The organism is Porphyromonas uenonis 60-3, assembly GCF_000174775.1.
GTDB classification, from domain to species: Bacteria; Bacteroidota; Bacteroidia; order Bacteroidales; family Porphyromonadaceae; genus Porphyromonas; species Porphyromonas uenonis_A.
On record NZ_ACLR01000182.1, the window covers coordinates 60,474 to 71,959 of the forward strand.

General features: G+C 54.5%; 10 protein-coding genes. 3 read left to right on the forward strand and 7 right to left on the reverse strand.

The window, feature by feature from the left end:
* Nucleotide 1 precedes the first annotated feature (1 nt).
* The 3 genes from PORUE0001_RS07115 (at nt 2) to PORUE0001_RS07125 (ending at nt 3,888) form a co-directional block, all read left to right on the forward strand.
* Entirely contained in the window at nt 2-2,731 is a 2,730-nt protein-coding gene (locus PORUE0001_RS07115) for an outer membrane protein assembly factor (RefSeq protein ID WP_007365840.1), read from the forward strand.
* Between the two features lie 97 nt (nt 2,732-2,828).
* Nucleotides 2,829-3,347 (forward strand): OmpH family outer membrane protein, encoded by a 519-nt coding sequence (locus PORUE0001_RS07120; RefSeq protein ID WP_007365843.1) that lies wholly within the window; start codon nt 2,829-2,831, stop codon nt 3,345-3,347.
* 40 nt (nt 3,348-3,387) lie between these two features.
* Nucleotides 3,388-3,888, forward strand: a complete 501-nt coding sequence (locus PORUE0001_RS07125; protein ID WP_007365733.1) for an OmpH family outer membrane protein — start codon at nt 3,388-3,390, stop codon at nt 3,886-3,888.
* A gap of 498 nt (nt 3,889-4,386) precedes the next feature.
* Here PORUE0001_RS07125 and PORUE0001_RS07130 read toward each other — a convergent pair whose 3' ends face one another.
* From PORUE0001_RS07130 to PORUE0001_RS07160, 7 genes are all read right to left on the reverse strand, one after another.
* Nucleotides 4,387-5,328, reverse strand: coding sequence for a glycosyltransferase family 2 protein (locus PORUE0001_RS07130; RefSeq protein ID WP_007365797.1), 942 nt, complete (start codon nt 5,326-5,328; stop codon nt 4,387-4,389).
* Between the two features lie 3 nt (nt 5,329-5,331).
* Nucleotides 5,332-6,426, reverse strand: a complete 1,095-nt coding sequence (locus PORUE0001_RS07135) for a 3-dehydroquinate synthase family protein (RefSeq protein WP_007365826.1) — start codon at nt 6,424-6,426, stop codon at nt 5,332-5,334.
* An 11-nt stretch (nt 6,427-6,437) separates the two neighbouring features.
* Nucleotides 6,438-9,056, reverse strand: coding sequence for an alanine--tRNA ligase (gene alaS / locus PORUE0001_RS07140; RefSeq protein WP_007365773.1), 2,619 nt, complete (start codon nt 9,054-9,056; stop codon nt 6,438-6,440).
* A 90-nt stretch (nt 9,057-9,146) separates the two neighbouring features.
* A complete protein-coding gene (locus PORUE0001_RS07145) occupies nt 9,147-9,374 on the reverse strand; it encodes a hypothetical protein (protein ID WP_007365846.1) in 228 nt (75 codons plus the stop codon).
* A gap of 40 nt (nt 9,375-9,414) precedes the next feature.
* Nucleotides 9,415-10,350: a DUF4296 domain-containing protein gene (locus PORUE0001_RS07150; protein WP_232501433.1), complete on the reverse strand. Its 936-nt coding sequence runs from the start codon at nt 10,348-10,350 to the stop codon at nt 9,415-9,417.
* Between the two features lie 33 nt (nt 10,351-10,383).
* The gene (locus PORUE0001_RS07155; protein WP_007365828.1) at nt 10,384-11,064 is read right to left on the reverse strand and encodes a lipoprotein signal peptidase; all 681 of its coding nucleotides are present in this window, start codon (nt 11,062-11,064) and stop codon (nt 10,384-10,386) included.
* Between the two features lie 18 nt (nt 11,065-11,082).
* Nucleotides 11,083-11,463, reverse strand: coding sequence for a TraR/DksA family transcriptional regulator (locus PORUE0001_RS07160; RefSeq protein WP_007365765.1), 381 nt, complete (start codon nt 11,461-11,463; stop codon nt 11,083-11,085).
* Between the last annotated feature and the right edge of the window lie 23 nt (nt 11,464-11,486).

The window sequence follows — 11,486 nt, forward strand, 5'->3', positions numbered from 1 at the left end:
AATGATGACAATGCAACGATATCACAATATACTCTTCGCACTTATAGCGCTCCTCGCGGTAACTACAGCGAGCGCACAAGTTGCTACCACTCCAGCCGACACGATCTATGCCCCCACGATCGACTACGCTCGCCCCGTCACCAAGACCATTGCGGGCGTGACCATCACTGGTGCACAAGGGTACGACCAGGAGGTCTTGCTAGGCTATACAGGTCTCAAGGTGGGGGATAAGATAGAGATACCAGGTGTGGCAACGACTGCCGTGGTACAGCAGTTCACTCGTAACGGAGCTTTTGCCAATGCGCGTGTGCTGGTGACTAAGTATGTGGGCGATAAAGTGTGGTTAGAGGTGCAACTGGAGCAGCATCCTCGGATTGCCTCGGTCACTTATCACAATATCAAGAAGTCGGAGCAGGAAGACCTAGAGGCTAAGACGGGTCTACGTGAGAGCATGCAGCTTTCGCCCAATGTCCTCGACCGTACGGAGCAACTGATACAGAAGTATTACAATGAGAAGGGCTATAGCGAGATGGAGGTTACCTTTGATCAGCAACCTGATCTATCTCGTGAAGGGTATGTCAAGCTCGGCATCACGGTCGATAAGAAGTACAAAACGAAGATCGCTAACATCTACTTCTCGGGAAATAAGGCGCTCTCCGACACGGATCTGCGCAAGGCTATGAAGAAGACGAACGAAGTCTTTCGCCTTAATCGTGGCAACCTCTGGAACTCGCTCCTAGAGCTCTTCCAAAGCAAGAAGTTTATCCAAGACACTTATCAGGAGGACTTGCGCAATATCCTAAACGCTTATCACAAGGCGGGCTATCGTGATGCGGAGATCCTCTCAGACTCCATCGCTCGCAATCCGAAGAACGACAAGCAGATCGACATCTTCATCAACATCTCCGAGGGGCACCGCTACTACATCAAGGATATCAACTTCGTCGGCAATACGAAGTTCCCCACACCCCTCCTCGAGGCGATGCTGGGTATGCAGCACGGAGACGTCTATGATCAGGATCGCCTTACGAAGCGTCTCTACGTCGAGGACGATGCTGTCGCCAACCTCTACTACAACAACGGATATATCTTCTCGGGCATAGATCCCGTGGAGACCTACGTCGAGGGAGACTCCGTATCGCTTGACCTGCGCATCGTTGAGGGGCCGCAGGCTACTATCGACAAGGTGATCATACGTGGTAACCACGACATCTACGAGGAGGTGATTCGTCGTGAGCTCTTTACGAAGCCCGGCAAGCTCTTTAGCAAGGAGGATATGATGAACTCCTGGATGACGCTCAATCAGCTCGGGCACTTTGATCCAGAGAAGAGCTTCCCCACGCCAATCCCTAACCCGCAAGAGGGTACCGTAGATATAGAGTACTCGCTGCAACGCAGAAACAATGACAAGTTTGAGCTCTCCTTCGGTTGGTCTCAAGCCGGTATTATCGGACGTGCGGGTATCAACTTCACTAACTTCTCGATCTATAACCTCTTCCACCCGAAGGCGTACCGTGGTCTCATCCCGCAGGGCGATGGACAGACCCTCTCCTTCAATGCGATGAGTAATGGTCGCTACTACCACTCCTTCAGCTTACAATTCTCCGATCCTTGGTTTGGTGGCAAGCGCCCGAACTTCTTCACGGCATCGCTCTTCTACTCCATGCAGACCGCTATCGATACCCGCTACTATAACAACCGTACGCAGGGTATGGGCTACTACCCAGGCTACTATGGCGGATACGGAGGCTATGGTGGTTACGGCGGTTACGGTGGATACGGCTATGGCGGTTACGGAGGCTATGGCTACGATGGTGGGTACAGGCAGTCGCTGATGGAAAACTCCTACAACCCCAACCAGTCCATGCATATCTTCGGAGCAACGGTCGGCTTCGGTAAGCGACTCAACTGGCCAGACAACTGGTTTAATGTCAATGCTACGCTCAACTATACCCACTACTACCTCCGTGATTGGGTCTACGAAACCTTCCAAGGCTTTCACAATGGGCATGCTAACGATATAAGCCTCACACTAGCGCTCTCGCGTAACTCGATCGATAACCCGATTTATACCCGTCGTGGCTCTTCCTTTACCCTGTCCGTCAGTGCTACGCCTCCATACTCGCTCTGGGACGGCATCGACTACTCCAATATCAATCTCAAGTCGGAGGATCGCTACCGCTTCGTCGAGTATCACAAGTGGAAGTTCTCGGGCAAGGTCTTCACCCCGCTCATGAACCCTGCTACCGTAAAGTATACGCCCGTCCTCATGACCCGTCTGGATGCGGGCTTCATCGGTCACTACACACCGTTCAAGCGCTCGCCCTTCGGCACCTACTACATGGGTGGCGACAACATGAGTGGCTACGTAGGCAACTTCCTCAACGAGACCATCCCGCTACGTGGATATAGCAACGGATCGATCGCTGGTGGCAACTATGACTACGCTTATGCCTATATGCGTATGATGGCTGAGCTACGTATGCCGATCCTCTTCGAGGGGCAGTACAACGTCTGGGCAGTCGCCTTCCTCGAGGCTGGTAATGCGTGGCGAGATCTCAGCAACTTCAACGCCTTCAACCTCAAGCGCTCAGCTGGTGTCGGCTTCCGTATCACGTTACCTTTCCTCGGTATGCTCGGACTTGACTGGGGCTATGGCTTTGACAAGCCCGACGGCTCCTCACAGCGTGGCGGTAGCAACATCCACATCGTCATGGGTCAGGAGTTCTAACCCTCTGAGTACGTGAGTAGACAGCTTGACCTCCTTAAACAAAGAGCTCCCCAAGCCATCTATACACACTAGTACGGACCTTCTAAACATCAATATTATGAGAAAGCATCTATATCTCCTCACACTCCTCCTAGCCCTTACGCTGGGAGCATCAGCACAGAAGTTTGCTCTTGTGGATATGCAGTATATCCTCAAGAACATCCCCAACTATGAGATGATGAATGAGCAGCTTGAGACCGTCTCTAAGCGTTGGCAGCAGGAAGTCAAGACGCTCCAAGACAAGGCTGAGACGCTCTACAAGAAGTATCAGAGCGACCTCGTCTTCCTCACCGCTGAGCAAAAGCGTCAGCGCGAAGAGGAGATCGTTAAGACCGAGCAGCAGGCCACCGAGCTACAGGGTAAATACTTCGGGCCCGAGGGTGAGCTCTTCAATCGTCGCTCTAAGATGGTCAAGCCTCTGCAAGACGAGATATGGCAAGCGATCAAGGAGATCGCTTCGCAGGGCGGATTCCAGCTAGTCCTCGACCGCTCGACCGCAGGCATCGTCTTTGCCAATCCATCTATTGACATCAGCGACCAAGTCCTAGAGAAGCTAGGCTATGGGCGCAAGCGCTAATCCTATACATACGCATTATCAATAACTTAAATACAGAACAATGAAGACAAAGAATCTGTTTCTATCCCTACTCCTCCTCTTGCTACCTGTCGTAGCTACGGCTCAGCAGAAGATAGCTGTCGTCAACTCACAGGAGCTCATCGCAGCTATGCCTGATATGAAGGCTGCTCAGGATCGTCTCCAAGAGCTAGACAAGAAGTACACCGCAGAGATGCAGACGATGAACGACGAGTATCAGAAGAAGCTCGAGCTCTATATGAAGGACAAAGGGGGGCTCTCCGAGGCGCTTCTCAAGAGTCGTGAGCAGGAGCTCGCTGATCTGCAAAGTCGCATTCAGCGCTCCTACCAGGCTATGCAGCAAGACATGGAGAAGCAGCAGGCTACTCTCATGGCACCCATCCAGCAGAAGATCGTAGAGGCTATCAAGAAGGTAGGCGACGCAGGCGGTTATACCTACGTTATGGAGTCTACGATGATGCTCTACACAGGTTCCGCCGCCGTAGATATTACGGCTCAGGTCAAGAAGCAGCTAGGCATCTAGTACGCTCACGACCAGCACAGTGAGCCAGCGGACTAGTCGATAGCTCCCCTCGGCTCCCACCATACGAAGCCCCACGCTCTGCTCAGCAGACGTGGGGCTTTTTTTAGTACCGTCGGCACAGCGCTCACGAGCCGTCTCGACGAATTGTCAGCAAGCAGGGCACCCTACTCGGTCTCCTCGGAGGAAGTCCCAGACTCCTCGCTGGAAATCTCTTATTTGCTCCGATGCGCGAAATAAAAGTTCGGAAGAATGAAATGAAACTTCGGAAGAAAGAAATCGAAGTTCCGAAGTATTGCTCCTTTCCCCCGTGGGGATCAAACAATTCTCCCTAGGGATTTCTTCGTTCCACCGTTGGAACCGAACAGTTCCACCCTTGGAACTAAAAAGTTCCAAGAAGGGAACCCTTTTTGGAACTCGCATGTGTCAGAAATAGAGTGTGATATGAGCGATGCTGAGCGCCCCGCACTCGTAAGCTTCGTCACTGAGTGGCGAGCATTCCTACAGATGTCGGCGGAAGTAGATGAGGAGCAGTCGTAGGCGCAGTGTGTGCTTGAGCCCTCGTATGGTCAGTAGCTCCTTGAGCTGGATAGGGTGTTGTGCCAGCTCGCTACGGTAGTCGCGTAGCTCCATATGCGTGAGCAACTTGCGGTGTCGCCAAGAGTAGATATAAGCGACAGCTAGTCGATGGTAGTAAAGTCGCCTATTGGTCTGAGCGAAGTAGGCTAGATGGTGTTCCGTGACTATGCGAAAGCAGGCTAGATGGCGTGCCGTAAAGGCAGACATCGTCGCACCACCTCGCTGACGATAGTAGTAAGTACCCACGTAGGAGGCAGAGATAGCTCGGGTATGCTGGCAGATTTCGGGGATGACATAGCAATCCTCTAGGATAATCCCCTGAGGGAAGCGTATGGACGCCCATACAGCTGCTCTATAGATGCCCTGAGCGAAGTGTATCTGGAGCAGATAATCACTGACAGCCTCTACCCCAACTAGAGAGAGTCGCTCTGTGCGTGGCTGAAACGGGGACAGAGCTAGGGGCACCCCCTCCTCATCTACATTTTGTATTCCTGCGATAGAGATGTCTACCTCGGGGTGCCGCTCTAGATACGTTATATGGCTGACGTAGTAGTCTGGCGATATGTAATCATCGCTATCTACAAAGGAGATATAATCTCCGTGCGCTATCTCTAGCGCTGCATTGCGGGCTGCTGCTTGACCTTGATTGGTCTGATGTAAGACGATGATGCGAGCATCCTCCTTGGCAAAAGCTTCGCACAGCTCCCCACACCCCTCTGGACAACCATCATCGACGAGGATAATCTCTATATGCTCATAGGACTGCTGGCAGAGCGAAGTGACGCACTTGGCTAGGTAAGCCTTGACCTTGTAAACAGGGACGATGATAGAGAGTAGGGGACGTGTCTCAGGGGCGATATTCATAGCCTAGAGCATCGTGTCTTGGTAGTAGTCGAGCGCCTCGGTGATGTCGAGAGATGCGTTTTGTAGTTCGTGGACCTCACCGATGCCCGAGAGGGCGACGGTGGTGATGCGCTGGGCGTCGCTATTCTTCTTGTCGTGGAGCATTAGCTCCCTGAGCGCATTGTAGTCTCGGCAGGTGATGGAGAGCGGACGGTACAGCTCCTGCACTACGGCGAGCAACTGGTGTAGCACCTCCTTGGGGAAGCCAAGCTTGACATGCGAGAGATATAGCTCGGGCACGAGTCCTAGAGCGACCGCCTCGCCATGTAGCAAAGGTTTGTCGCCGTGCTGATGGCTCCACGCCTCAAAGGCATGTCCGAAGGTGTGCCCCAGGTTAAGCTGGTGACGCAGCCCCTGATCTAGACGATCCTGAGCCACGATGTCGAGCTTGAACTGCACCGCCTCACGAATGAGCGGGGTGAGTTGCTCTAGGGAGAGCGGTTGCTCGGGCAGTACCTGCAGTAGCCGGCGCCACAGGTCGGGACCAACGAGCAGACCATACTTGATCAGCTCGCCACAGCCTGAGCGTAGCTCCTCCTCTGGGAGGCTCTCCAGCCAAGCTGTGTCGCAGAGCGTCAGCGTGGTAGCTTCATCGGCAAAAGCTCCGAGGAGGTTCTTGACACCCGCAAAGTTGACCCCGCATTTGCCCCCCACAGCAGCGTCTGCTATGGCGAGGAGCGTCGTGGGGAGTAGGACGAGCGAGATGCCCCGCATATAGATCTGAGCGAGGAAGCCAACGGCATCGCTCACGGCTCCACCGCCTAGCGCAATGAGTGTAGCGCCACGCGTGGCACCCTGCTCTAGGAGCCAGCGTGCCATCTCAGTGATGCCCTCGAGGCTCTTCGCCTCCTCAGGGTCATTGATCAGATAGCGGGGTAGCTCCGTTAGTTCGGGATAGTTTTTCGCTATAAGCTCTTGGCTCAGATGCCACACCTGCTCATCTGCCAGTAGGTAGTAGCTCTCGGGCTTACCTTGGCGGAGCAACTCCCGCAGGTAGTCGCCCATTAGATTGCCCACGAGCACCCTTGACTGGGTGGAGATGAAGGCTAGGGGTGGCATCTGGCCAACTGCTAAATCAGCGAGACGATATGGTCGATGGCTGCTTGGAGCCCCTCGGGGTTGCGTCCACCAGCCGTTGCAAAGTGAGGCTGACCACCGCCCCCGCCCTTGATGAGAGAGGCGACCTCCTTGATGAGCTTGCCTGCGTTGAGCCCCTTGTCGACAAGGTCTGGCGAGAGGATTACCGTGAGGGTGCACTTGCCCTCCTCGGCAGCACCGATGAGCGCTAGGTAAGAGCCCTGTAGTCGCTCGCGGATGGTGCCAGCGACATCTTTAGCGACGTCGCTACTCATGGACTTATTGACGGTGACGATGGTAGTCTCGCCACGCTTCGTCTGATCGGCTAGAGCCTGCAGAGCTATTTGCTCCGCCTGAGCCTTGGTGTACTGCTCGATAGCCTTGCGCTGCTCGGCACTTTCGGCAATCAGTCGGTCTAGCGCCTTGAGCGGATCGGGCACATTGTTGAGTCGCTCGTTGAAGAGCTGCAACTGCTCCTCTAGATGGTGTACATACTCCTCCGCCTTGGGACCTGTGACCGCCTCAATACGTCTGATGCCAGCGGCAATAGAGCCCTCGCTGATAATCTTGAAAAAGCCTATCTGCCCCGTGCTAGCCACGTGGGTACCACCACATAGCTCGACCGAGTCGCCATACTTGATGACACGTACCTCGTCGCCATACTTTTCGCCAAAGAGTGCCATCGCACCCATCTCCTTAGCCTGAGCAATCGGTACATTGCGATGCTCGTCACGAGGTCTGTCGGCACGAATCTCCGCATTGACTAGACGCTCTACCTCAGCAATCTCTTCGGGAGTTACTTTCTTGAAGTGTGAGAAGTCAAAGCGTAGCAGGTCTGCCGAAACGAGCGACCCCTTTTGCTCTACATGAGTGCCGAGCACGGCTCTCAGCGCGTGGTGCATCAGGTGCGTCGCTGTATGGTTTGCCTCCGTGAGGTGACGTAGCTCCGCTCCGACACGAGCGATGAGCGGCTGCTTGGGATCTGCGGGGAGAGTGGAGAGGATATGGACGGTGAGGTTGTTCTCCCGCTTGGTGTCTAGGATCGGGTACTCTGTGCCGTCCTGAGCGATGAGCACGCCCTTGTCACCGACCTGACCTCCCATCTCAGCGTAGAAGGGTGTCTCCGCCAGCACCACCTGATAGTAGCTGTGCTTCTTGTCAGCCACCTTGCGGTAGCGCAGGATATGCGTCTCTATCTGGAGCGTCTCGTAGCCTACGAAGGTGCTCTCGGAGGTCTCCTCGTCGAGGACTTCCCAGTCGGCTGCGTCGACAGCTGCAGCCTGACGGGCACGGCTCTTCTGCTCCTGCATCAGTTTGTCAAAAGCAACCTGATCAAGCGTCATGCCACGCTCTGACAGGATCAACTCTGTGAGGTCTAGTGGGAAGCCGTAGGTGTCGTACAGGACGAAAGCGTCGGCACCCGATAGAACTTTTGCGTCTTGGGGTAGCTCTTGGATTTTGCTTTCTAGGAGCTTGAGTCCCTGAGCGAGGGTGCGTAGGAAGCTTTCCTCCTCCTCTTTGATCACCGAAGCGATCAGTTCGCGCTGAGCCACGATCTCGGGGTAAGCACCGCCCATCACCTCATTGAGCGTGGGGAGGAGCGTGTAGAGCATCGGCTCATCGGCATGGAGGAAGGTGTAGGCGTAGCGCACGGCACGACGTAGGATACGACGGATCACGTAGCCCGCCTTAGCGTTGCTCGGGAGCTGTCCGTCGGCAATGGCAAAAGCAATCGTACGGATGTGGTCAGCGACAACACGCATGGCTATGTCCACCTGCTCGTTCTGACCGTACTGCTCCCCGCTGAGTGTCTCGATGGCGCGTATCAGAGGGGTGAAGAGGTCGGTGTCGTAGTTGGACTTCTTACCCTGCATAGCCATACAGAGGCGCTCGAAGCCCATGCCCGTATCGATCACCTTGTGGGGTAGGGGCTCTAGATGCCCGTCAGCCTTGCGGTCGTACTGCATGAAGACGAGGTTCCAGATCTCGATGACTAGCGGGTGATCCTTATTGACTAGGTCACGACCGCAGATCTCCTGACGCTCCTCCTCGCTACGCAGGTCAATGTGTATCTCAGAGCAGGGACCGCAGGGACCAGTGTCTCCCATCTCCCAGAAGTTGTCCTTGCGAGAGCCGTCGATGATTCGATCCTCCGTGGTGTGCTGAAGCCAGTAGCCCGCAGCCTCGTCGTCACGGCTCAGCCCCTCCTCGGCACTACCGCCGAAGACGGTCACGTAGAGCCGATCCTTGGGTAGATGGAGGCGCTCTGTGAGGAAGGTCCAGGCGAACTCGATAGCCTCTTTCTTGAAGTAATCGCCAAAGGACCAGTTGCCCAGCATCTCAAACATGGTGTGGTGGTAGGTATCGCGTCCTACCTCCTCGAGGTCGTTGTGCTTACCGCTGACGCGGAGGCACTTTTGCGAGTCTGCTGCACGACGATACTGAGGCTCTTTATTGCCCAGGATGATATCCTTAAACTGGTTCATCCCGGCATTGGTAAACATAAGTGTGGGGTCGTCCTTGATCACCATCGGTGCCGAGGGAACTATGCGGTGTCCGTGCTCCTCAAAGAAGTCGAGGAAGGCTTGTCGTATATCGTGTGCTGTCATCATAATCTATAAAGCATGCTATGCCAATACTTAATACGCTACAAAGATACGAAATTAGAGGTTAGAAATCGGAGAGCTATCAAGACGAGGTCGCTACTCGTGGCGTAATAGATAGTGGTGGTCAGCATCGTCCTCGACGAGGTGCCAGGTGCCTGAGTAGTAGAGCGTGTGCGGGGGCTCGTCGTAATGCCATGAGGTTAGCTCAATGCCTCGCTCACGGTCGTGATAGGTGAGTAGGACGGAGCACAGGAGCTCCCCACGGTAAAGCAACTGTCGGAGCGCAATCCGTTCGCCTGGGTGTAGGATGATCTGTCGAGCCATCGGTCTGGTGCTACGCTTGCTAGGGGGCTACGAACTGACCTTAGCGAGCGATGATGCGTAGGTCATGTAGCCTGAAGTGTAGCGACTGCGTACCTAGATAGTCTGTCGGTAGGCTGTAGATGGCGATGGTGAGAGTGTCTTTTGCAGAGAAGTGTGGGATAGCGCATTTGTGCTCTTTTTTCGGGGCACTCTCGGGGAGGCTATTTGCGAGGCTATCCGTCAGACCACTTAATAGACTATCGGTTGGAATCGTAGGCTCTTCAGGCTCGCTCGGCTCTGCTGTACTCTCTGGCGCAGACTCTCCTAGGGTGAGCACGAAGACTCCTCCGATGGGCAACCTTGTTGACACACTCTCCATGGCTAAGGGCGGAGTCTTAGCGTCCAACTGCTTGGAGAGCGCTATGCAGGGCATCTGTCCCTGCTCTGGTATGTGTGAGCCACTGATGAGTCCCTGTATCTCTATCTGATGTATGGTGTCGGGGAGGTGAGGTAGGTCTGCGAGAGCTACCTTCCAGATGTAGCTGCTCTGTCTACTATTGATGCAGATGGGATAGGTGGACAGCGGAGTGACAGGATATGAGAGCGTGTCGGGTAGTGGCGAGTAGAAGTTGTTCTCGCCATCTTCCGAGCCTACCCTGAAGAAGCCTGTCGTGCGCTCCAATATATCGACCTCTCGCTGTATGCTGGCTGAGGACTGAGCGATGATCTTCTGAAGGAGCTTAGCCTTGGAGGCGGAGAGGTAGTAGATCGTGCTGTCTAGATCCTCCTGAGATACACCATGAGCCTGAAGTATGGAGACGTAGATCGAGTCTTGCTGGTCGGAGTTAAGGTAGAGCGTCTGACCTATCCCACGAGCTGAGTAGAGCTCGGTGAGTATTTGCTCCAGCTTATCATTCGGTATGCGTTGCCACGAGCGCTTCTTGCAGCCACTCCCGAGTAGGAGTAGCAGCACGCTCAGTAGCCCAAGCTTGAGCAAAGAGGTCTTAACGCTGAAGGCTCGCATTATCGCTTACTTAGCTCGTTTACTCGTGTGGCGATGCTTGCCTCGGAGATAGATCCAAAGACGGTCAAGCGCACGTGTCGTGGTGCGTGGATAGCAGATGAGTAGCGCTAGCACGCCCACGGTGATGCAGCTGTCGGCAATGTTAAAGATGGGGCTGAAGAAGGTGTACGGCTCGCCACCACCTATCGGAAACCACTCGGGCAGTACCGTCGTGAAGAGGGGGAAGTAGAGCATATCAACCACATGTCCCTCAAGCCACGGGGCATAGCCTACCGCTCCAGCTGTCGTAGGGACAAACTGTGCCACCTGTCCGATGGAGGAGGTGAAGAGCTGTCCGTAGAAGAGGGAGTCAATGAGATTGCCGATGCCTCCTGCCAGCACAAGTCCTATGACAATGCAAAAGCCTAGCGAGTAGTGCCTGCACTGCCGAACGAAGCGGGTGAGCCAAACGCCTAGCCCCGCCATCGCTACGATGCGGAAGGCGGTCAGGAGGAGCTTGCTCCCCAGTTCCACACCGTAGGCCATGCCACGGTTCTCTACAAAGTAGATGCGAAACCAGTCGAAGATGTGGTACTCCTGACCAACGTACATATGCGTCTTGATCCAGATCTTGACGACCTGATCAATGACGATGAGGAGCAGAATGAGCCCTGCGACAATCCAGTGGCGCTGGCTAGTTCGAGTCATATGAGGTGCGGGATGACTTTACTTACGCTTGTCGCGATTGAGCTTAGCCTCGATACTCTTCGTCGTATGAGGTACCGCACGGAGACGCTCCTTGGGAATGAGTTTGCCCGTGACGGAGCAGATCCCATAAGTGCCGTTCTGGATGCGTAGGAGAGCTGCCTCGAGCTTCTCGATGAAGTCCTGTAAACGCTGTGCCTGAGCATCATTCTCCAGGCGAGACTGCGTGATGGCGCCCTCGTCTAGATCCTTGTAGGTAGGCGTCGTATCGCTGATGTCGTTGACGTTGTCCGCACGGAGCATATTGAGATCTTCACGAGCCTGAGCGATCTTCTTCTCAATGAGGATGCGAAACTCCTCCAGCTCCTCGGGATTGTATCTTTTCTTGCCGCTGTCTTCCATACTATTTGTGAATCTATTTGGTG

What these genes read in the sequence shown, in the direction of transcription:
- PORUE0001_RS07130 (WP_007365797.1), bottom strand. Translation starts at nt 5,328, where the DNA reads ATGAATATCGCCCCTGAGACACGTCCCCTACTCTCTATCATCGTCCCT.
- PORUE0001_RS07115 (WP_007365840.1), top strand. Translation starts at nt 2, where the DNA reads ATGATGACAATGCAACGATATCACAATATACTCTTCGCACTTATAGCG.
- alaS (WP_007365773.1), bottom strand. Translation starts at nt 9,056, where the DNA reads ATGATGACAGCACACGATATACGACAAGCCTTCCTCGACTTCTTTGAG.
- PORUE0001_RS07120 (WP_007365843.1), top strand. Translation starts at nt 2,829, where the DNA reads ATGAGAAAGCATCTATATCTCCTCACACTCCTCCTAGCCCTTACGCTG.
- PORUE0001_RS07145 (WP_007365846.1), bottom strand. Translation starts at nt 9,374, where the DNA reads ATGGCTCGACAGATCATCCTACACCCAGGCGAACGGATTGCGCTCCGA.
- PORUE0001_RS07135 (WP_007365826.1), bottom strand. Translation starts at nt 6,426, where the DNA reads ATGCCACCCCTAGCCTTCATCTCCACCCAGTCAAGGGTGCTCGTGGGC.
- PORUE0001_RS07125 (WP_007365733.1), top strand. Translation starts at nt 3,388, where the DNA reads ATGAAGACAAAGAATCTGTTTCTATCCCTACTCCTCCTCTTGCTACCT.
- PORUE0001_RS07155 (WP_007365828.1), bottom strand. Translation starts at nt 11,064, where the DNA reads ATGACTCGAACTAGCCAGCGCCACTGGATTGTCGCAGGGCTCATTCTG.
- PORUE0001_RS07160 (WP_007365765.1), bottom strand. Translation starts at nt 11,463, where the DNA reads ATGGAAGACAGCGGCAAGAAAAGATACAATCCCGAGGAGCTGGAGGAG.